The organism is Aminobacter sp. LjRoot7, assembly GCF_964252895.1.
In the GTDB taxonomy this organism is placed as follows: Bacteria; Pseudomonadota; Alphaproteobacteria; order Rhizobiales; family Rhizobiaceae; genus Aminobacter; species Aminobacter aminovorans_B.
Map to the genome: position 1 here is coordinate 327921 of NZ_CAXUPX020000007.1, position 16813 is coordinate 344733.

A 16813-nucleotide genomic window follows, 5' to 3' on the forward strand; every position below is an offset into this window, starting at 1 on the left:
CGCCTTATCGGCGATTGTCGATCGACGAGTTGCTCGCCTCAGAGCCACCCGAACCTCTACAGGCTAAGGCGCGTGACAAGCTCATGTCGATGATGTTGGACGCCATTTGCAATAACTGAGGTGTCGCTTGAAACGCCGCATCGAATTGCCGGGGAGGCGCGAAACGCAGTCTGAGGCTAAGCCTGTCACGCCGATTGATCGCCATGACTTCTGGCTCTTCATGACGATTGAGAGCTGGTCATGGGATTATTCCCTTTCCTTGGCGTGGGACCGGTCAAGGGTGACCTCGGACCCCCTTTCGGAGTCGCGGACACTAGAAATCAAATGCCGCGTCCACAAATCAGACGGGCCGGCAAAGGCCGGTCTACCAGTCAGTATCCGCGTCATCGTAAGGCCGAGTTTCAGGGAAGACGAGAGGATCGACGACAAGCGAGAGTTCGACTCGGTCGGCTCCCTCTCAAGGATACATGGCGGATATGAAGGCGTTATCATCATGCCAGATGATGTGCTGCCGATTGCGGCCACCATGCTCTCAACCAAAAGCTGGCGCTATCTGGAGTTCTCCTGCCATAAGGAAGCGCGTCTGGAGAGCTCGATTATCGGGTACTACTTCAAATCCGAACTCGACCCCGACGGTTGACAATCGACGAAAAACAGGACGCCAACATTGACCCGAACGCTCGCCCTAACCGCTCGGCAAGTCACAGCCATATGCAAGGGCGCCGCAAAGGCTGGGTTCGTCGCGGAGGTAAAGATAGGAGACGTTTTTGTGCGTCTGATGCCTGCTGGAATGGCGCAGAAACAAGGGATTGGGTTCGACCCAGATAATCCCGAAACCTTTGAGACCTTCGAACAATATCGGGTCTGGAGGGATAGGCAGGCCGCATCCGCAGTGCCATCTGGGGGCATTTCGAAGATGATGCAGGCGAGGCTAGACGCTATGTCGGCTGACCTTCGAAAGCCGAAGCGAGGCAAAAAAGGCTTCGAGCGTTAAACCCTAAGGGGCCTCTCTACAACAAGGGTGCCTTGGGCATCGTCACCCCGATTTTCTCGCCGTCGTCTATGAAGTTGGCGCCCTTCTCCCGCAAAGCCATTTCGACAGCCAGGGCCGAGGACCGGCGCGGATCGCCCGTGTCGTTCTCCAGGTCGTTCAACGTCGCACGGCTCACCCCGGCCAGTTTGCACAGGTCGGTTTGGCTTAGGCCCAGCATGGCGCGGGCAGCTTTGATGTGACGGCCTTCCATAACCGGGTTGTATTCAGCGGCAGTCAATCTGGCAACGATACCTGACATTTTGTCTGTTTCTGAACTTATTTGCGTCCTATATAACACTGAATGGTTCCGATGGGAGACATCCAGATGGTTATGGCGGGCAAATTGATCGCTGCGCTTGTCATTGCAGCGTCGTTTATCCCCTCTAATGCGTTAGCTGGCCGGGAGGATCCGACTTGGAATCCGCCCCCGGAGTTCGATTATCCGTTCCCTGGCAAGATGGAGGTGCGGTACTTCCCACAGCATCTGGTCGTGAAGGAATGCCACCGGATCGGGCCGAGGCTTCGGCGCCTGTTCGACTTGCGCGGCTGCTCGCGCCCGGTGTCGAAATCCTACTGTCTGGTGATTGTCTCGTCAGAGACGTACAAGCGGGCAACGCCCAGCGCTATCCTTCGCCACGAACGCGGCCATTGTAACGGATGGAGGCATCCATTCCCCAAACCATAGGCAAGGCGTCCTAGAGGCGGGAAAACTACCAAAGGCGATTGATCCTACGCTGCTTTCTCGCTCGTATGAGACTCACCGCCATGGGCGGCGGCTACAATTGAGGGGCAAAAGCAATGGGCGATGGCAAACCTGCCGAGGGCAAGAAGCCGTGGAATTGGCTCTGGGTCTCACTGGTCGCCTCGGCTGTGTACGTTGGAGGCCTCGTAATTTGGACGGCCTATGACGATTTGGGCCTACGTGTCAGCGACAACCATCTCAATGAAGTGGGCGACTTCCTTGCTGGGGTTTTTGCTCCGCTCGCGGTTTTCTGGTTGATCGCCGCAGTCTTAACCCAGCGGCAAGAACTAACTGAAGCCCGCGAGCAGTTCACGGAAAGCCAAGCCATCACTCGAAAACAGATGGAATTCATTACTGCACAGAACAATCTTCTCCACATTCAGCATCAACAAGCAGAAGAAAGTGCAAAGCGCTCCTATAGGTTGTCGCTGTTTGAGAGAAGATTCCATATATACGAAGAATTACGCGATTTTGGAAAAAAATATTCGAATTCAGATTACGGCCACAAATCGTATTCAGAGTTTGACACAATTCGAAACAAGGCATCTTTTGTATTTAGCACTGATATTGAAAATTGGCTTGATGAAGTTGCTGATACTATAGACAGATATGTTCGATTGATAACTAGACACCGAAAGGAGACGGGAAAGCTTGATATTTACGGGACTTTGAATGTCCCTCCGGACGAAAAAATTGACGGCGAATTGAAGGGTATGAATGACTGGATAGCCGAAGAACTAACGCTGACATCACTACGGGAGCGGCTCTGGTCCTCTATGCGCGTTAGTGACAACTGAGGCGCCGGCCATCTTAATTCGCGCGCGACGTGTCGCTGAGAATGTATGGAGGCTTGTTGTAGCGCTCCCTTTCGCTACCACTCAGCCCGCAAATGAGCCGGATTATGGCGATGTCGCCACTAGCGGGGTCAAAGCCTTCTGCCTCCAGCAGGCGCTCGGCTTCCGCTTCCTCTTCATCGCTAGCAACAAGCCTGATGACCCGGCACTGCTTCTTGGTGTCGGGCGAACTGCGCTCCAGGCGCTCTAAGCGGGAGAGTATGTTTGGCATCGCATCAACGCTCCATCGTGGTCATACCGACCGGGTTTTGCCGTTCACTTCCGAGAGGATGAGCTGGATGAACTTGCTGACCGCTATGGGGTCTAAGTCGGGTGGCAACGTGCCATCCACCAACCGCTGCGAAAAATCGGCCGCCAAGGCAGGCTCGCTCATTCCCGATGCCGATTCGATGTTTGCCCTGAGCAACGCGATGGTTGTTTCCAGGTCCGAATCTGACAGGTGGGCGTAGGGGTCCGGCTGCGCTCGCTGCTCCAGACGCTCCAGGCGAGATAGCAGGGCCATCAGCCTAACTCCCCGAGGCTTTCCTCGTGGGACTTTAGGACGACAGATAGATTGAAGGGTTCGCCGCCGATGGCGCCCGAAACCTCCATTGCGCCGGGATGCGACCGCAACAGGACACCTTCGAGCTGGTATTCGTAATCTGCTTGGTCGGTCGCAATGATGGTCGCCCGCTGCGTAGCGCCGCCAGCAAGCACCTCCAGCCGCGACAAGCGAGCCGAAAGGGTCATTTCTTCGCCTGCCTTTCCTCAAGTGCTGCGATGCGCGCCGCTAGATCATTGGTCTCGATAGCCTTTCGCTGGGCCTCCAGCAGGCCAACAACCACCGCCGCCTCATCGGGTGATATCTCGCCGTCCGCGACTTGGCGATTGACCACAGCGAGCGCGCCAGGCAGATCCTCGGCCTTGTTGACCTCTGGCAGATCGAATTGAATTCTAGCGCCCCTGCGAGGCGGCCAGACACGGTCAAAGATTGTTCGTGCAGCGATTGCGTCCCCGTCCTTGGCCTTGGTTATCATTGCTCGCGCAATCTCCTCCACTTCGCCCTCTGCCAAAGCGTCGAGCGCTACCAGCACCTTCGAACGCGAGCCGGAAGGCCTGCCGTTCGGATTGCCAGACTGGCCAGGCTGGAATGGGCGCCCGCGCTGTTCTTCTGCTGTTTTATCAGTGGTCAATGCTTCAGAGCCTCTAGGCGAATGAGTGCGCTTCCATGCCGTAGATGACGCCGCCCGTACTCGTGGTGTAGCCAACGGGGTAAGCCGTTTGAGCCGGCATGCTCCACTTCCAGCCGACCGCTATGCGGTGGCCCGTATCGAGTGCCATTTCCCTCTGACCATGGAAGCCAGTAAGGGTTATGGGGGCCGTGGTGTTGGCTCTGGCTATTCCGCCGATCAACACTCCATCGTGCGGAATGTTGATGGTCCCGCTGGCACTCGCTGGGAATGTTGGGTCGCTTGTTATGCCCCCGGCGCCGCCGCTGCCGACAGATTCCGCGAAACGGGTCGTTGACAGTATTTCTGCCGCAAATACGAACACGGCGCATGCTTGAGAGGTGGCGCCAAAACTTACGCTGACGCTTCCCGAGGTTCCCGAAGGCCTGGCAGCCCATACGCCACAACTGGCGCCGCCCGTGGGCGAAGTGCCAGCATCGCCGGAATCGTTCCCAGAGGCCGCCACACCGCCAATCGTTGCCCCGCTCTGGTTGACGACAGCGTTTGCCGAGTTGGCGAGCATTGCCACAGCGATGATGGCGCGGTTCGTAAATTCCGGGCCGAAGCTTAGGCCGGCGAAAGTGTAAGAGCCCGAGCGGTCGGTGTTGTCGACGGCCTGAGCTACTAGCTCGATTTTTGGCGGTGAGATGCCCGCCATTATCCCGCACATTCCAGGCAACATCTGCCAGTCTCCATGTTTACGAGAAGGAAGCCGCCTTCATCCCGAAGATGACGTTGCCCGAGCCCGTGCTGAAGCCGATGGGCCGGTTTGTTTGCTGGGGAAGTCGGAAGTCAAAGCCACCCGCGATGCGGTGAACGCCGTCCAGCGTCACGTCATAGGCTTGGGTGATGCCGTTGAGAGTGATTGCGCCGGTATTGTTTGCGCGAGTTGCGCCACCGATGAGGACAGCCCCATGCACTGCGTCATTGGGGATATTGATTGTCCCTGTCGGGCTTGCCGGGAATGTTGGGTCGCTGGTGATGCCGCCTGCACCCCCACTGCCGGCCGAGTAGGCGAATGGGCCGGCTGATGCCACGTCAGTCACTGCATATAGGTAGATAGCCGCCGCAGTCGCTGTCCCACTGGTGAAGTTGATGACGACACTGCCCGAAGTGCCAGAGGGTTTGGCGGCCCAAATACCTGTCGCCGCCGCGCCGGCTGGGGAATTGTCGGCGTCTCCGCTATCTGCGCCGCTTGCCGCTACGCCCCCGATTGTACAACTCGTCTGATTTAGCACTTGCTCGCTTGTCGCGGCCATATGGACAATAGCCACCAGTGTTCGGTTGGTGAAATCGTCCCCGAAGCCCAAGCCGGCGAAGGTGTACGAGCCGGCACGATTTGTCAGGTCGGTGGCTTGCGCAACTAAATGAACGACCGGGCGATCGATGATGACGCAGTGCATGGGGATCAATGCTCCTAGAAACACGAGGTCTTCCTTCTGGGTCAGTTAGCGCTTCTGTTTTGCGGCCAGGATTTCGGCAGAAAGAGCGGGCAGGCCTTTGACGATTTCGCCAATGTGGAGATGCAGAAGCTCGCGCGGCGTGATGTCCGGGTTAGCCTCCATCGCCTTTGCGGTGAGGGCGTTTGCCTGCCTGATGTTCTGTTCCTGCCACTCGCGCCCAAAGCGCTCGTTATCCGTTGCCATTGCCCGCACCCTTGCTCATCGCGGCCAGTGCCGCCGTTTCGTCGTTGATCAGAAAACTGCGCCCCTTGAGGTGAACCCCTGGCAGCTGGCCGGCGCGCGCGTCAGCCACTATCTGGCCGACAGAACGGCACTCGCTGCGATGCAGCAGCCAAAGCGCCATGAGGTTCATTTCGGTGAAACAGGCGGGGGTGGCAGTCATGCCACGACCCGTGATGTTGCCTCTGTGGCAGTTACCCGCAGCATTTCGCTCAAGGTGAGCCCGCGCTGGCGTGCGGCTTCCTTGAGAGCGCGTTTCTCATCGTGCGAAACGCGCACCTTGATCATGCCATCCATTGCTTCTGAAAATCGCATTCGCACCATCCATTTTCAGTGCAACGAATGTAGCGGATCAGAACAAGAACATCAAGGATGGTGGCCACAAATAAATAATGATATCAATGGCTTAGATGTGTCCCGCATTGTTTCTTATCATCCCGGGGCATCCCCCCGCGTCCACGAAATCGGGCGCAGAAATGTTTCGAAAAATGACGGGAGCGGCGGTAGGGTGCGCGAGTTAGGCTGTCTTGGGACCGGAGCCCGAATGACCAGAAAGCTCGCCGTTTCCCAAAAACAAGCCGAGGCGCTGCTAAGAGCCGCGCAGAAGCATCGCGGCATCATTGAAGTTGAAACGCTTATGGGGACTGTGCGTCTCATCCCCGAATGCCATGTCGGCAATCGGGTCTTGGTCGAGACGCCTTCCGATCCGCCAAGCAACGAAGATGATGTGTTCATCGACCTTGGGCCGAGCGACCCGCCACCATTTCCAGGGAAAGCTACCTTCGTCAGATCCTTTCTGTATGAACGTGGCCATGGCTGGACCGACCATGGTGGGAGCAACTTAACGTCGTTGCGCGCAGAAGCAGCAAAGGAATGGCGACGGCAATTGTTGGCTCAAGAACTGGGAAAACGCGAAAAGGCCGCCCTCGAATATTTGAGTGCTCGCAAGGACGACAAGCATTCGCTTTCGGAACTGAAAGGCATTGGCCCCGATACGATTGACCGATTGCTGGCCCGCGAATTCGTGGAGGCAACGTTTCATCCAAAGCACCCAGAACGGGTGGCCCTTGTGTGCATCACCAAGAGCGGGATGCGCGAATTGACAAAAGAGAAGCGGTCTCGCAAGGCGGCTTTGTAGTTCGCGTCTGTGATCCGACCCTGCGGGGATTTGGCTACTTTCCCTCCTAAGCCCCTTGCGGCGCTCGTGACGGGTTCGGAGGAGCAGGATTTGGCGCTAGCCTGTTTGCCGACGCTCATTCGCCAAGGTCTTGGTCTTGGTCTGGGTATTGGTCTTTGTATGTCCACACCCTGCCTACACGGTGCCTAGGGCAGGGTGACCGCACGGTGGCAACAGGGTGTGGACACGGCGTCCCTACCCGCGAGCCCTAGACAGGGTATTCACGAGTCGGTCGTTTGCGCCTATGGGAGATTTGACATCGACGTTTGCCTTGCGCAGCGCCTTTGCAATCTCCTTTTCTGCCAGCCTAGCGCGCATAGCTTCATGCTCTGGTTCAAACGCTGCCAGAGCCCTAGCCCGCAGGCGCTCGCTCTCCACCTTCTCAATCCGCCTTAGTACGCCAGTGGCGTAATCTGGGCTGGTGGGCGGATTGTGCTTAAACCACCGATCGATCAGGATGACCGAATGGTCGGGGTCGTAGTCGATCAGGCCGGCCTCGATACAACCGGCACGAGCTGCCTCGTAATCGGGTAGATCCATGTTCAAGTCGGACTTGGAGCAAGCATAGAGATCCGGCAGGTGATAGACCCCGCTGGAGTCGATATGGCTGTTGGTGATGAAGTAGAGGAATGTCTTTTGCTCCCTGTCGCTGAGGGCCTGAAAGCGGGGTGAACGCCACAACGCGGGCGAGACTTTCGAAAAATCGCGCGCGCTCATCGCTTCCACCTGCTGGTGTCGTTGCGTGGAAGTTGAGAGTAATCCCCCGACCTTTCAGCCGGGGGAACGTTGATTACGGGGCGCGGGCTCATTTCAGATAGCCTTTGGCCTTGGCCGTCATCAGGGCCGAGGTGACGGCGTCCGCGAAGCTCTCCAAGCACTCAAGGCGTAGCGCCAGCCCTGCCTTACCGGGCCGCTTGGTGCCGTCGTCCGCCTCGTAATAGACACGCGTGTTGAACAGGCGCCGACCGTGCATTACGTCGAGTGAGATGCGGACTTCCTCTGTCCGGTTCTTCTCGACAATGGCAATGGGGATTGAATTGCTCATGACGCGTCCCCTTCACTGGTCTCCAGAATGGTGACGTCCGAACGCAAGACGTATCGGCAGTGCGTGCCTGGGAATGGTCCCTTGTGGCTCTCGTGAATGGACTCGATGTCCAACCCGAAATTGTGCCGCAGATCATGGATGTAGGCCGCCCATCGCACTGCGGGCTGCTCTAATGCCGTGCATCCATCTTTTCTGGCGCGTTTGAGGTTCAGGAGGGCCCAAGCCTCGCGACCAACAACCTTGGTGGGCAATCCGTCTGGCATCTTCTGGAAGATTGCCCAAACCCTTTGCTTTGCCTTGCTCATGCCATCACCCCACCGATTTGCGCCAGCTCGCAGACGAGACGAGCGATGCAGGGAGAAACACGGAACCGAGCAGCGACCACGGCGGCGGCGATTTCCGTTGCGCAAACGGGGGCTGCGCGGTAATCAGAAGCTGCAAACGCTTTCGAGATTACCGAGCCGCCGTTCCCGATGGGTGCAACCATTGGGTCGGCGGTTTTGTTTTTGAGGTGCATCTATTACACCTCCGCTGTGGGAAGTGCGCGGATGACGCGCTCAAGGTCTTCGACCAAGATCAATGAACGTTTGCCATGCTTACGGCGAACTAGGGTGCCGTCCGCAAACAACTTGTACAATGATGTCCGCGAGATTCCGGTCATTGTGACCGCCTCGGGAATAGTGACCGACAGTTTTTGCATGATGTTCTCCGTTGAACGCACCGGGATTCAGTGAGGTGCACGCGGAGAAATCGCTCGTTTTGTGGGTCGACTGAACGGGACAAATGCCAAGGCTATGCCTCGCTCACTTTTGTCCCCTGCGCCCTGATCTGCCTCAATTTTTGGCGGGCCCTCTTTACTCGCTTTGCCAGGGCCTCGGGCGAGGCAATATTTTCCCTATACGGTTCCGGCATCATCTTATTGAGAGCGAAGAAAAACCGAATGAAGGGGGCGGGGCTGTCATCGTTCTGCGTCAGGCTGAGCGGCAAGCCAAATCTCTTTGCCCATTCGTGAAGATTGCGCCCCCACACTTCGAATGACTGGCCTGGCATAAATCCAACCGGGTCGGATGCGTCGACGGTTTGCCTTATTTCTTTTCCAGTCAGGTTGACCGTGGCTTGCAGTGCTATCCCGATCCGCATAAGTGCGTCCAGCGAAAGCGATATTTGCTGATATGAGCCACTTTCATCGCTCTGAGCCGGCACATCTTCTTCCGCATCCAGTATACGACTGAGCGGTACTCTTACGGGAATCGAGCTTAGATGCCGCTCCAACATGTTATTTAGTTGCGCCCCGGCATCCGTCATTGGGATCAGGGATCCGAACGCGAGGGGGGTGAATCCCGCTACCGCTGCTTCGACCTTCGCAAACAAGGCAGCCGCATCGGCAAACGTCTCGCCCTCTAATTCAGGCTGCCGCCAACTGACGTATGAGTCGCATATTTCCTTGAGCCTTTCTCTTGCGTCCGTCGATAGTGGAACCCCGTAGACAGCTTCCAACGCTTGGTGTTGCTCATCCGAAAACTCGGCTTCAGGTGGCGCTCCAGACCGACTGAAGAAACTCAGTCGCTTCCCATAGTTCGCCATAACCGCAGCACCTCGCGATGCACCCGTTGGGGCCGCAGGGAAACCGGGAGGTGCTAACCCCGGCTTGTCGGATGGCCGTCCTATCCCTGCGGTTTCTCTTATCCGCGAAGCTGGCGCACGTTGTCCCCGGCTGGCGGCATCAATGGCACCACCGCGCCCGCAGACAAGGCGTCGAGTGCGTCGATGATTGCGGCTGAATAGTGCGATTCAATCATGGTCGTGCTGGTGTCATGCAGCGCCGCGACCAACCGGACAGGGAGGCCGGTTCGCAACTGCCGAACAATGGACGAATGGCGAAGGGCATAGGGCACGACATCAGCCGGGAGGCCCGCCGCCGTGGTGATTGCCAGCCATGGGCGGGTCAATTCCGTCGCGTTGAGCCACGGCCCCCGTTTATCTCTTACCCACTGCGGCCCATGGCTGTCTGTTCCCTTGCTCTGCTTGTGTCTCCACCTTTCCAACAGCGGCTCTTTCGCGCGCCGGCCTGCGACGGCTGGCCGCAATGTCTCTAGAACGTCCTCGCCAACGCGGGTGGCAATGTGAGAGGCCTTTTTTGTGCCCCGGCCTTTGCGGCTGGTCGGTACCATCAAGCGGCTTTGTGCCAACTGCACATCACCAACCATCATGCGGCTGACCTGCGAAAAGCGGGCGCCAGTCGCCGCGAGCACGGCAACCATGCGCAGCAAATCACCGTCCCAACCGTCGCGGGCGTCAATCGTGGCTGTGGCTATGAGTATGCGGCGAATGTCGCCGTCTGGCAGTGCGGACTTGTCCCGAGCGGTGGGCGTCTCTGCGAACTTGGCCGCAAACCCGTTCTTGATGATGACGGCGAGTTCTGCCGGGAGCCTTGACCTGTATTTGACCGCAGCGGCGTTCAACGCCGCCTTGAAGTCGTTGACGACGCGGCGAACGGTTGTTTCCGCAAGGCCCTTGGGGAGGGCAGCGCGCCACCTGACTAGATCCAGCTCGGCCAGGGCGTGGAGAGCAATATTCGCGACCGGGGCAGACAGGACATGCTTGGCAAGCCGTTGGCGCGCATCGCCACGCCCGCGTTTGCCCGGCTGCTGTGCCTTCTCCCGCTCATCGCGAGCCGAGGCATACTCTTCAACGGCGATTTTGACTGTAGGGGCAGGGCCGTCAACCGATGCCAGTTCGTCAGCTCGGGCTAGTGAAACGATGCGCGCCGCCTCGGTCTTGGCGTGTTCATAGCTGAAACAGGTGACACCATCGGCCAGCAGCTTGCCGTCATCAGCGGTGCCGAATGTCTCCTGCTTATATTTCTGGTCACCCTGATACCAGCGCACAAGCCACTTACCGCCGCGCTTCTGCTTCCGATAGCCCAAGTGGACATCAGCATTGAGCCCGCGCCAGTGCGTTCCCTCGGGGAGCGACTTGCGGGCGTTCTCTGTTGAGAGTGCCGCTTCGGTTAGGGTGCGAGGCATGCTGCAAACCTGTTTCGTCAAATATCCGTCAAATATACACCCGTGGACGGCTCGACACAATGCGGGACGGTGAGCCCGTCAAACGTGAACGGGGATAGAACAGAGAAAAAACATAGGGGAACAGCGGGGGACGAATGCCGGAACGGGGACTTTCATGCATTTGCCCTCTCACGGCGGGAACAGGGGTTCGATTCCCCTTGGGCGTACCAAGCTTTCCAAAGCACATACCGTACTTCGAGCCGCAGCCGTCAAGCGACGGTCAGGCCATCAGTCGTACGCTCTCGATCCAGCGACAGCCCGTGCCTGCAGCCCATTCTTGTTGTTTAGCCAGCGAGTGGTAGCGCTTCGCATGCACTTATCCCCGAAGCGTCTTGCGGCGCTTCGGGGATTGTCGTCGCGGTCATTCATTTGCTCGTGGTCACTTGGCGGTCGCGGCCTGCTCGATGATGGCGGCGACGGCTTCGGGCTTGGAGACGTAGACGGCATGGCTGCCTGCAGTTTCGGTGACCGTGGCGCCTGCGCGCTCAGCCATCATGCGCTGCGCTGCGGGAGGGATCATGCGGTCGTCGGAAGCGACCAGGTAATAGCTCGGCTTGGACTTCCAGGCCGGATCGGTGACGGCACCAGCCAGCGCTTCGACGCCCCACGGAACCTGCGAGTCGGCCATGAAGGATGCGACATCGGCATCAACATCGGCGGCGAAGGAGGCGGCGAACTTGGCCTTGTCGAGGAACAGGAAGCCATCGACCGGCGGCAGGATCGGCGGCACGGGCGCACCTGCTGGCGGATTGGCGATCAGCGAGGAAACGGACTCGCCCTTGTCGGGTGCGAAGGCGGCGATGTAGACGACGGCCTTCACCTTCTCGTCCGTGCCGGCTTCGCTGATGACCACGCCACCGTAGGAGTGGCCGACGAGAACGACAGGACCGTCCTGCCCGGCAATCGCACGCTTGGTGACCGCTACGTCGTCGGCCAGCGAGGTCGTGGGGTTCTGGACGATGGTGACGTTGTAGCCGTCCTTCTTCAGCATGTCATAGACGCCCTGCCAGCCCGAACCATCGACGAAACCGCCATGGACAAGGACGACATTCTTGGCGCCGGTCGGCTGGGCGACGGCGGGGGTGAGGGCGGATGCGGCCAGTGCAAGTGTTGCAGCTGCGGCGGTGATGAGGGTGTTGGTCATTTCGGCATCTCCTTTTGTGTTTGCCGCGACAATCATTATCGCGATAATCATCTGATATGACGGAAGCCCGAACTTGTAAAGCGATTTCTTTATCGCGATATCATTTTCTGTGGTAAGGGCTGTCCGAGCCCGAGATGGAGACCATAATGGCCAACGACCCAGTGCTGCCGCTTGATGGCCAGCTTTGCTTTTCGATCTATTCCGCCTCGCTCGCCATCCAGCGGGTCTACAAGCCGATGCTGGACGAGCTTGGCGTCACGTACACGCAGTATCTGGTGCTGAGCACGCTGTGGGAGCGCGACGGGCTGACGATCGGTGCCATCGCCGAAAGGCTGGCGCTGGAGCCAAGCACGATCACGCCGGCAGTCAAGCGGCTCGAGGTCGCGGGCTTCGTGGCCCGTCAGCGCAGCACGACGGATGAGCGGCAGGTGCAGGTCCAACTGAGCAAGAAGGGCAGTGACCTTCACGCCAGGACAGGCTGCCTGACATCGGCGCTGCTCCGCAATTCGGGCTTCACCGTGCCCGACATGATCGAACTGAACCGCAAGGTGCAGCTGCTGCGCGATGGCATGCGAAATGCTGTCGCTCCGGCTTCAGAGGCGTGATCCTCAGCTTCTGCGGCAGGCGATCGAGTGCATTCAGGAAAAAGAGTGCTCGGAATCGGTGAGCTCCGGTACGCCCATTCATCGGAACAGGCGCAGGTGAGCGGGCAGGCTTTTGGCCTGCCCGGCACGGTCACTTCGAGCGGCAGAGGCCTGTCTTGGTGGTTTCCTTGTCGCCGTCGTCATAGGCGATGCCGACTTTTTCGCCGGCCAGCGAGGTGATCTTGCCCTTGTACCACTCGCCGGCGCCCTTGAAGTTGCACTCGACCTTGGAACCGATCATCCAGTCGTAGGGCCGGACCTTGCCGAGGCTGGTCGTCTCGCGCTCGTTGTCGTCGTAGCGGACGGTGATCGTGTCGCCTTCGATCTTTTCGATGACGCCGGCGAACCAGTAGCCGGAACCCTTGTAGTTGCCCAGAACCCAGTCGCCCTTCGTCTGGGCGCTCGCCATGCCTGCGCTGGCGAGAATGGCGCCTGCGGCCAGTAGAACCGAAAGATGTCGTGTCAAAGTATCCCCCCGGGATTTCACCCCAGCTCTCATGAGCTGTGCTGACGTGCATATTTGAGCTGATGTGAATGTGCGGTGAAGATGACTGCGCCGGCGCGAACAATTCCACCGGCGGAGGTGCTTGCTGCACGTGCTCGGCCACCAGACGTCGGCGCATAGCGGAACCTTGCCTGCCCGGGGGCGTTGCGGGTGGCAAAGGAGAACCGTCATGCTTCGAACGCTAGCACTGCTTGTCGTCGGTTATGCCGCCTACCGGGTCGGTCGGGAGTTCATCGCCAGCGTGCCGTCGGATTTCGATCCGGTGCCTGCGCCTTCGACCACGCCCAAACGACGCCGCAAGCCGGCCGCGAAGCCGACCGCCAAAACGGCCATGGCGACCACGCACTGAATTGCTTCCCCGCGAAATCGTTGCGCCGCCTAACCTCAAACCGGTCGGGCGAGTTCGCTTAGGCGCGGGACTTCCGTTTCGAGGGTGCGGATCCGCTCCGGCTCTTCGGTTTCGGGCCGTTCGGGCGCGGCCGCAGTGTCGCGGTCGTGGTCGAACTGCTGCGCCTCCGGCAAGGGGTGGAGCCAGCTTTCGCGGCGAACGGTCCACAATTCATATCCGGGCGTGAGATCAGACGGCACTTCGTCGAGATTGCCGAGCATGACTTCGGCCTCGTCGTCGCTGACAAACGTCACGCGGCTGCCGCAGGTGACGCAGAAGCTGCGGTTGCCGTAGGTACTGACCTGGCCCGTCTGTTCGAGGGCCGAGACCGGCCAGACCGCGTAGGCGGAGAACGCCGAACCGCTGGTCTTGCGGCAGTCGGCGCAGTGGCAGATGCCGACGCGAAGAGGCTCGCCTGTCACCCGGAAGGTGACGGCACGGCAGTAACAGCTGCCAAATCGAATGGTTTCGCCGCTACGATTTTCCATGGCAGGGCTCCCTTTCCGCTTCAACGGAAAGCCACAGGCAAACGTTCCCTTGCTAAAGCGGCATGCGGCCGCGTTTCGACGTCACCATCCACGGCTCGATCGGCGCCGCTTCGGGCTCGCGGATGCCGACGGAGCGGGCGAAGCCGGCGAAGGCGTTGCGGGCGCCATCGACCGACAATCGGTCCTCGCGTGCTGCATGACAGGCGCGCATCGCGGTGTTGTAGATCGGTCCGCGGCGCTGTTCCGGCCACTTTGCCAGGAAGCCGAGCGCGTCAGTGACGGTTGCGATCTGCAAGATTGCCTGGTCGACGTCCTTGACGAAGATCGGGCTGGAAAAGGTTCTGGCTGTCATCACTTCCTCCTGGGTCATGGACCGTCTTTCGAGCAAGCGAACCTGCCGGCAATGGGCGCGACAGGCAGACCAGGAAAATGGCGACGGCAGCCTTTCCCGTCAAGAATGGAATTCAAGCCGTATCCGGCGACGCAGCCAGTATTCCGGCTTCGGTGCAGAAGCTTTCGAAAGCTTCCCTGGCCTCGTCGACCGGGATCGAACCGTTGATCGCGGCCTGCATCGCGTTTTCCGCCAGGTAGAAGAATGGGTTGCGCTTGTCTTGCGGCCAACCATCAAGAAATTCGACGGCATCTGGCACCGAGACAACCTCGCGCAGCGAAAACTCTCCATCCCTGACCCAGACGTTCGGTGTAAAATCCATCCATCAAAACGCGCGTGAGCAAGGAGAGTTGCATCGGTTGTCCTCGCGGGCCGCGGCATTCCGGCACATCTTTCGAAGTTGTTAGGCGCAGTTCACTCCGCCGCCCCGCAATTCGGCTCGCTGTCCGGCACGCCATTGGCCTTGAGCCAGGCGATCACGTCGCTGCGGCCGAGATGGGTGTAGACGCCGCCAGAACCGCAGGCCTTGTCCGGAAAGCGGTGGTTGACGGGAAGGGCGCGCGAAATGACGCCGAAGGGGATGAAATTGCCACGGGCGCGGAAGAAGGCCGGGCCGCCGCTGTCGCCGCCGCAAGTGTCGCGGGCTGCGCCGCGAACGGGGGTGGCGCCGGCGATGAATTCGGCGAAAGGCAGGCAGCTCAGGCCGCGCGCCTGCCTCGTGGCGCACAGCACCGAGTCGAGGCTGACCACGGCCTCCTGGCGGCTGCCGAGATCCTGGGCCGCGGTGCCACTGAAGCCGTAGCCGGCGACGCTGATGTTTTCCGGCGGCGTCGGGAACCAGTGGGCGGCGAATTTGATCGCCGGTAGGAGGCTGTATTGCGGGCAGGCGGTGGCGATGTCTGTCGACCACAGCGGCTGCGTGATCTCGAGCAGCGCGAGGTCGTCGCCGCGCGGAATGTAGCGCCTGTCACAGTTGTAGTTGCCGAAATGCGCGACGAAGGTGGCGGCGCGGAACTTGCCCTTGTCGAAGTCCTCATTGGTGACTTGGTAGTCGGATGAGCCGCAGGTGCAGTGGGCGGCGGTGAGGATGCGGCGGGCCGAGACGTAGAGGCCGCTGCAGACCCTTGTTTCGTTATCCTGGGTGAAGGTGATGCCGACGATCTTGCGGTCGTCGCTCGGCGCGCCGCCGATCACCGATATGCCGAGCGGCAGCGGCGCCGGCACGGTCACGCCAGGCGGCAGGCGGCCGGTCTGCGTCGGATCCGCAGCTGACAACGAGGCCCACGCGATCGACAGCAGGAAAATCGCAGCGCGCACGGATGCCAGCCGCATGATCGTCACTCGGCGTAATATCTGAGGCAGTCTTCAGAGGCGAAGTTGATGCGCTCGCAACGCGCCATCTCGTCTGTTGTCAGCGCGGTCGACCGTGGCGAAGGCAGGACCGCATTGCGCGAGGCGAGAGCGTCGACGCTGTCTCCGGCAGCAAGGCGCGCGGCCACCACCTTGTTGAGCGTGGCTTCGCTGTCGTTCAGCCTGGCCTGCGATTGCAACCGGGTCGAACGGGCGCCGGCGACGCCGCCGGTGGCCGAATTGACTGTCGCCTGGATGATCTTGAGCGGTAATTGGGCGACCGCCAGGCCTTCCGAGGGCTTGGTGACCTTCACCTGGGTCAAGGCGCCATCGACGAAGGTGATCGTCGTTGCGCGCGCGACGAACAAGGTGCGCCTGATGTCGATGCGGAACATCGGCGAGCCGTTGGCGAAGGGGTGCGGCACGAGCTGGGTGGTGACACCCTTCTCGACGACATGGACCATCAGCGAAGCAGGGCGGCGGTAGTAGATGCCGGGTGCGGCACGCGGCGGCAAGGTGGTGTCGACCACGGCGCCCTGTACGTAGGTGGTGTCGAGCGAGTGCTTGCCGCAGCCTGGGCTCCACAGCCCGGGCGCAACCTCGACCTCGACGCAGGAATTGTGCTGGCGCAGGCTGGCGTTGACGGCCATCGCATCGCGATAGTTGAACGGGTCGAAGGAAATGTCCTTCAGCAATGGCTGGCTGATCGGGGTCTCGCGCAGTTGCACGACAAGCTTGGCGACCTCGATGAGGATGTCAGCGGTCCTGTCGGTAAGCGTGGCGGTCACCGATTTCAGCATGCCGTTGTCGTAGTCGACGGTGATGTCGTCATCGGACAGCGGCGACAGCGCCAGGCCTGTTTCGAGCGCCAGCCGGCGGTCCTGCACCGGCGTGCTGGCGACGACGATCCGCTGGCTGGTCTTGTCGCCGTAAAGCTTCACGCTGAGCAGGTGCTTGGGCAGGTAGTAGACGCCGGCCTTCTGGCCGTCGCCCGAGGTGTAGGCTGGCGTCACCGGCTGGCTGTTGACGGCCGAGCATGCTGTGAGCGCAAGCGTGGCGGCAGCGAGCGCATACCGCAGATAGTCCCTGACGCAACC

The 16813-nt window shown here is 59.9% G+C and carries 29 protein-coding genes and 1 tRNA gene; 6 read left to right on the top strand and 24 right to left on the bottom strand.

The window, feature by feature from the left end; translation table 11 throughout:
* Positions 1-127: 127 nt before the first annotated feature.
* Positions 128-640 (top strand): hypothetical protein, encoded by a 513-nt coding sequence (locus ACSQ3E_RS20735; protein WP_436124123.1) that lies wholly within the window; start codon positions 128-130, stop codon positions 638-640.
* Positions 641-1010: 370 nt separating this feature from the next.
* Here the strand turns inward: ACSQ3E_RS20735 and ACSQ3E_RS20740 are convergent, their stop codons facing one another.
* Positions 1011-1292 (bottom strand): helix-turn-helix transcriptional regulator, encoded by a 282-nt coding sequence (locus ACSQ3E_RS20740; protein WP_436124124.1) that lies wholly within the window; start codon positions 1290-1292, stop codon positions 1011-1013.
* Positions 1293-1831: 539 nt separating this feature from the next.
* Here ACSQ3E_RS20740 and ACSQ3E_RS20745 point away from each other — a divergent pair.
* A complete protein-coding gene (locus ACSQ3E_RS20745) occupies positions 1832-2572 on the top strand; it encodes a hypothetical protein (RefSeq protein WP_436124125.1) in 741 nt (246 codons plus the stop codon).
* A 13-nt stretch (positions 2573-2585) separates the two neighbouring features.
* Here ACSQ3E_RS20745 and ACSQ3E_RS20750 read toward each other — a convergent pair whose 3' ends face one another.
* From ACSQ3E_RS20750 to ACSQ3E_RS20790, 9 genes are read right to left on the bottom strand one after another with little or no spacing between them, the layout of a single operon-like run.
* Positions 2586-2840, bottom strand: a complete 255-nt coding sequence (locus ACSQ3E_RS20750; RefSeq protein WP_436124126.1) for a hypothetical protein — start codon at positions 2838-2840, stop codon at positions 2586-2588.
* A 21-nt stretch (positions 2841-2861) separates the two neighbouring features.
* Complete coding sequence (locus tag ACSQ3E_RS20755) at positions 2862-3131, bottom strand: hypothetical protein (RefSeq protein WP_436124127.1); 270 nt, start codon at positions 3129-3131, stop codon at positions 2862-2864.
* Positions 3131-3358, bottom strand: coding sequence for a hypothetical protein (locus ACSQ3E_RS20760; protein WP_436124128.1), 228 nt, complete (start codon positions 3356-3358; stop codon positions 3131-3133). The genes ACSQ3E_RS20755 and ACSQ3E_RS20760 overlap by 1 nt, the downstream gene beginning before the upstream one ends.
* Positions 3355-3801: a DUF5681 domain-containing protein gene (locus ACSQ3E_RS20765; protein ID WP_436124129.1), complete on the bottom strand. Its 447-nt coding sequence runs from the start codon at positions 3799-3801 to the stop codon at positions 3355-3357. The genes ACSQ3E_RS20760 and ACSQ3E_RS20765 overlap by 4 nt, the downstream gene beginning before the upstream one ends.
* 13 nt (positions 3802-3814) lie before the next feature.
* The gene (locus ACSQ3E_RS20770) at positions 3815-4495 is read right to left on the bottom strand and encodes a hypothetical protein (RefSeq protein WP_436124130.1); all 681 of its coding nucleotides are present in this window, start codon (positions 4493-4495) and stop codon (positions 3815-3817) included.
* Between the two features lie 40 nt (positions 4496-4535).
* Entirely contained in the window at positions 4536-5240 is a 705-nt protein-coding gene (locus ACSQ3E_RS20775; RefSeq protein WP_436124131.1) for a hypothetical protein, read from the bottom strand.
* Positions 5241-5285: 45 nt separating this feature from the next.
* The gene (locus ACSQ3E_RS20780) at positions 5286-5492 is read right to left on the bottom strand and encodes a hypothetical protein (RefSeq protein ID WP_436124132.1); all 207 of its coding nucleotides are present in this window, start codon (positions 5490-5492) and stop codon (positions 5286-5288) included.
* Positions 5470-5682 carry a hypothetical protein gene (locus tag ACSQ3E_RS20785; protein ID WP_436124133.1) on the bottom strand — a complete coding sequence of 71 codons (213 nt, stop codon included), beginning with the start codon at positions 5680-5682 and terminating at the stop codon, positions 5470-5472. The genes ACSQ3E_RS20780 and ACSQ3E_RS20785 overlap by 23 nt, the downstream gene beginning before the upstream one ends.
* A complete protein-coding gene (locus ACSQ3E_RS20790; protein WP_436124134.1) occupies positions 5679-5834 on the bottom strand; it encodes a plasmid mobilization protein in 156 nt (51 codons plus the stop codon). Before ACSQ3E_RS20790 ends, ACSQ3E_RS20785 begins: the two co-directional genes overlap by 4 nt.
* A 229-nt stretch (positions 5835-6063) precedes the next feature.
* On the opposite strand from ACSQ3E_RS20790, the gene ACSQ3E_RS20795 reads away from it, so the two are divergent.
* On the top strand, positions 6064-6657 hold the full coding sequence (locus ACSQ3E_RS20795; protein ID WP_436124135.1) for a hypothetical protein: 594 nt from the start codon (positions 6064-6066) through the stop codon (positions 6655-6657).
* Positions 6658-6891: 234 nt separating this feature from the next.
* Here ACSQ3E_RS20795 and ACSQ3E_RS20800 read toward each other — a convergent pair whose 3' ends face one another.
* The 7 genes from ACSQ3E_RS20800 to ACSQ3E_RS20830 all read right to left on the bottom strand — a co-directional run bounded on the left by ACSQ3E_RS20800 (position 6892) and on the right by ACSQ3E_RS20830 (position 10767).
* The gene (locus tag ACSQ3E_RS20800; RefSeq protein ID WP_436124136.1) at positions 6892-7413 is read right to left on the bottom strand and encodes a hypothetical protein; all 522 of its coding nucleotides are present in this window, start codon (positions 7411-7413) and stop codon (positions 6892-6894) included.
* An 88-nt stretch (positions 7414-7501) separates the two neighbouring features.
* Complete coding sequence (locus ACSQ3E_RS20805; RefSeq protein ID WP_436124137.1) at positions 7502-7741, bottom strand: transcriptional coactivator p15/PC4 family protein; 240 nt, start codon at positions 7739-7741, stop codon at positions 7502-7504.
* Entirely contained in the window at positions 7738-8046 is a 309-nt protein-coding gene (locus tag ACSQ3E_RS20810; RefSeq protein WP_436124138.1) for a winged helix domain-containing protein, read from the bottom strand. Before ACSQ3E_RS20810 ends, ACSQ3E_RS20805 begins: the two co-directional genes overlap by 4 nt.
* Positions 8043-8258 carry a hypothetical protein gene (locus ACSQ3E_RS20815; RefSeq protein ID WP_436124139.1) on the bottom strand — a complete coding sequence of 72 codons (216 nt, stop codon included), beginning with the start codon at positions 8256-8258 and terminating at the stop codon, positions 8043-8045. Before ACSQ3E_RS20815 ends, ACSQ3E_RS20810 begins: the two co-directional genes overlap by 4 nt.
* A 3-nt stretch (positions 8259-8261) precedes the next feature.
* A complete protein-coding gene (locus tag ACSQ3E_RS20820) occupies positions 8262-8441 on the bottom strand; it encodes a helix-turn-helix domain-containing protein (protein ID WP_436124140.1) in 180 nt (59 codons plus the stop codon).
* Positions 8442-8533: 92 nt separating this feature from the next.
* The gene (locus ACSQ3E_RS20825; protein WP_436124141.1) at positions 8534-9325 is read right to left on the bottom strand and encodes a hypothetical protein; all 792 of its coding nucleotides are present in this window, start codon (positions 9323-9325) and stop codon (positions 8534-8536) included.
* A gap of 98 nt (positions 9326-9423) precedes the next feature.
* Positions 9424-10767 (bottom strand): tyrosine-type recombinase/integrase, encoded by a 1344-nt coding sequence (locus ACSQ3E_RS20830; protein ID WP_436124142.1) that lies wholly within the window; start codon positions 10765-10767, stop codon positions 9424-9426.
* A gap of 130 nt (positions 10768-10897) precedes the next feature.
* Between ACSQ3E_RS20830 and ACSQ3E_RS20835 the strand changes: the two genes are divergently transcribed.
* Positions 10898-10976 (top strand) — tRNA-Glu (locus ACSQ3E_RS20835).
* Positions 10977-11185: 209 nt separating this feature from the next.
* On the opposite strand, the gene ACSQ3E_RS20840 is transcribed toward ACSQ3E_RS20835, so the two are convergent.
* Positions 11186-11950, bottom strand: coding sequence for an alpha/beta hydrolase (locus ACSQ3E_RS20840; RefSeq protein ID WP_310321426.1), 765 nt, complete (start codon positions 11948-11950; stop codon positions 11186-11188).
* Between the two features lie 146 nt (positions 11951-12096).
* On the opposite strand from ACSQ3E_RS20840, the gene ACSQ3E_RS20845 reads away from it, so the two are divergent.
* Positions 12097-12555 (top strand): MarR family winged helix-turn-helix transcriptional regulator, encoded by a 459-nt coding sequence (locus ACSQ3E_RS20845; protein ID WP_310321428.1) that lies wholly within the window; start codon positions 12097-12099, stop codon positions 12553-12555.
* 130 nt (positions 12556-12685) lie between these two features.
* Here the strand turns inward: ACSQ3E_RS20845 and ACSQ3E_RS20850 are convergent, their stop codons facing one another.
* Positions 12686-13060, bottom strand: coding sequence for a tudor domain-containing protein (locus ACSQ3E_RS20850; protein WP_310321431.1), 375 nt, complete (start codon positions 13058-13060; stop codon positions 12686-12688).
* A 208-nt stretch (positions 13061-13268) separates the two neighbouring features.
* On the opposite strand from ACSQ3E_RS20850, the gene ACSQ3E_RS20855 reads away from it, so the two are divergent.
* Entirely contained in the window at positions 13269-13448 is a 180-nt protein-coding gene (locus tag ACSQ3E_RS20855) for a hypothetical protein (RefSeq protein ID WP_436124143.1), read from the top strand.
* Positions 13449-13483: 35 nt separating this feature from the next.
* Here ACSQ3E_RS20855 and ACSQ3E_RS20860 read toward each other — a convergent pair whose 3' ends face one another.
* The 5 genes from ACSQ3E_RS20860 to ACSQ3E_RS20880 all read right to left on the bottom strand — a co-directional run.
* Positions 13484-13975 (bottom strand): GFA family protein, encoded by a 492-nt coding sequence (locus ACSQ3E_RS20860; RefSeq protein ID WP_436124144.1) that lies wholly within the window; start codon positions 13973-13975, stop codon positions 13484-13486.
* 52 nt (positions 13976-14027) lie between these two features.
* Entirely contained in the window at positions 14028-14327 is a 300-nt protein-coding gene (locus tag ACSQ3E_RS20865; RefSeq protein ID WP_436124145.1) for a DUF982 domain-containing protein, read from the bottom strand.
* 112 nt (positions 14328-14439) lie between these two features.
* Positions 14440-14688, bottom strand: a complete 249-nt coding sequence (locus ACSQ3E_RS20870) for a DUF982 domain-containing protein (RefSeq protein ID WP_436124146.1) — start codon at positions 14686-14688, stop codon at positions 14440-14442.
* Between the two features lie 92 nt (positions 14689-14780).
* The gene (locus tag ACSQ3E_RS20875; RefSeq protein ID WP_436124147.1) at positions 14781-15698 is read right to left on the bottom strand and encodes a trypsin-like serine protease; all 918 of its coding nucleotides are present in this window, start codon (positions 15696-15698) and stop codon (positions 14781-14783) included.
* 5 nt (positions 15699-15703) lie between these two features.
* The coding region (locus ACSQ3E_RS20880) for a hypothetical protein (RefSeq protein ID WP_436124148.1) at positions 15704-16813 on the bottom strand (1110 nt) is incomplete at its 5' end.

What these genes read in the sequence shown, in the direction of transcription:
- ACSQ3E_RS20760 (WP_436124128.1), bottom strand. Translation starts at nt 3,358, where the DNA reads ATGACCCTTTCGGCTCGCTTGTCGCGGCTGGAGGTGCTTGCTGGCGGC.
- ACSQ3E_RS20840 (WP_310321426.1), bottom strand. Translation starts at nt 11,950, where the DNA reads ATGACCAACACCCTCATCACCGCCGCAGCTGCAACACTTGCACTGGCC.
- ACSQ3E_RS20745 (WP_436124125.1), top strand. Translation starts at nt 1,832, where the DNA reads ATGGGCGATGGCAAACCTGCCGAGGGCAAGAAGCCGTGGAATTGGCTC.
- ACSQ3E_RS20810 (WP_436124138.1), bottom strand. Translation starts at nt 8,046, where the DNA reads ATGAGCAAGGCAAAGCAAAGGGTTTGGGCAATCTTCCAGAAGATGCCA.
- ACSQ3E_RS20825 (WP_436124141.1), bottom strand. Translation starts at nt 9,325, where the DNA reads ATGGCGAACTATGGGAAGCGACTGAGTTTCTTCAGTCGGTCTGGAGCG.
- ACSQ3E_RS20770 (WP_436124130.1), bottom strand. Translation starts at nt 4,495, where the DNA reads ATGGCGGGCATCTCACCGCCAAAAATCGAGCTAGTAGCTCAGGCCGTC.
- ACSQ3E_RS20740 (WP_436124124.1), bottom strand. Translation starts at nt 1,292, where the DNA reads ATGTCAGGTATCGTTGCCAGATTGACTGCCGCTGAATACAACCCGGTT.
- ACSQ3E_RS20870 (WP_436124146.1), bottom strand. Translation starts at nt 14,688, where the DNA reads ATGGATTTTACACCGAACGTCTGGGTCAGGGATGGAGAGTTTTCGCTG.
- ACSQ3E_RS20860 (WP_436124144.1), bottom strand. Translation starts at nt 13,975, where the DNA reads ATGGAAAATCGTAGCGGCGAAACCATTCGATTTGGCAGCTGTTACTGC.
- ACSQ3E_RS20830 (WP_436124142.1), bottom strand. Translation starts at nt 10,767, where the DNA reads ATGCCTCGCACCCTAACCGAAGCGGCACTCTCAACAGAGAACGCCCGC.
- ACSQ3E_RS20865 (WP_436124145.1), bottom strand. Translation starts at nt 14,327, where the DNA reads ATGACAGCCAGAACCTTTTCCAGCCCGATCTTCGTCAAGGACGTCGAC.
- ACSQ3E_RS20845 (WP_310321428.1), top strand. Translation starts at nt 12,097, where the DNA reads ATGGCCAACGACCCAGTGCTGCCGCTTGATGGCCAGCTTTGCTTTTCG.
- ACSQ3E_RS20815 (WP_436124139.1), bottom strand. Translation starts at nt 8,258, where the DNA reads ATGCACCTCAAAAACAAAACCGCCGACCCAATGGTTGCACCCATCGGG.
- ACSQ3E_RS20790 (WP_436124134.1), bottom strand. Translation starts at nt 5,834, where the DNA reads ATGCGATTTTCAGAAGCAATGGATGGCATGATCAAGGTGCGCGTTTCG.
- ACSQ3E_RS20755 (WP_436124127.1), bottom strand. Translation starts at nt 3,131, where the DNA reads ATGGCCCTGCTATCTCGCCTGGAGCGTCTGGAGCAGCGAGCGCAGCCG.
- ACSQ3E_RS20875 (WP_436124147.1), bottom strand. Translation starts at nt 15,698, where the DNA reads ATGCGGCTGGCATCCGTGCGCGCTGCGATTTTCCTGCTGTCGATCGCG.
- ACSQ3E_RS20750 (WP_436124126.1), bottom strand. Translation starts at nt 2,840, where the DNA reads ATGCCAAACATACTCTCCCGCTTAGAGCGCCTGGAGCGCAGTTCGCCC.
- ACSQ3E_RS20795 (WP_436124135.1), top strand. Translation starts at nt 6,064, where the DNA reads ATGACCAGAAAGCTCGCCGTTTCCCAAAAACAAGCCGAGGCGCTGCTA.
- ACSQ3E_RS20775 (WP_436124131.1), bottom strand. Translation starts at nt 5,240, where the DNA reads ATGCACTGCGTCATCATCGATCGCCCGGTCGTTCATTTAGTTGCGCAA.
- ACSQ3E_RS20855 (WP_436124143.1), top strand. Translation starts at nt 13,269, where the DNA reads ATGCTTCGAACGCTAGCACTGCTTGTCGTCGGTTATGCCGCCTACCGG.
- ACSQ3E_RS20820 (WP_436124140.1), bottom strand. Translation starts at nt 8,441, where the DNA reads ATGCAAAAACTGTCGGTCACTATTCCCGAGGCGGTCACAATGACCGGA.
- ACSQ3E_RS20805 (WP_436124137.1), bottom strand. Translation starts at nt 7,741, where the DNA reads ATGAGCAATTCAATCCCCATTGCCATTGTCGAGAAGAACCGGACAGAG.
- ACSQ3E_RS20800 (WP_436124136.1), bottom strand. Translation starts at nt 7,413, where the DNA reads ATGAGCGCGCGCGATTTTTCGAAAGTCTCGCCCGCGTTGTGGCGTTCA.
- ACSQ3E_RS20785 (WP_436124133.1), bottom strand. Translation starts at nt 5,682, where the DNA reads ATGACTGCCACCCCCGCCTGTTTCACCGAAATGAACCTCATGGCGCTT.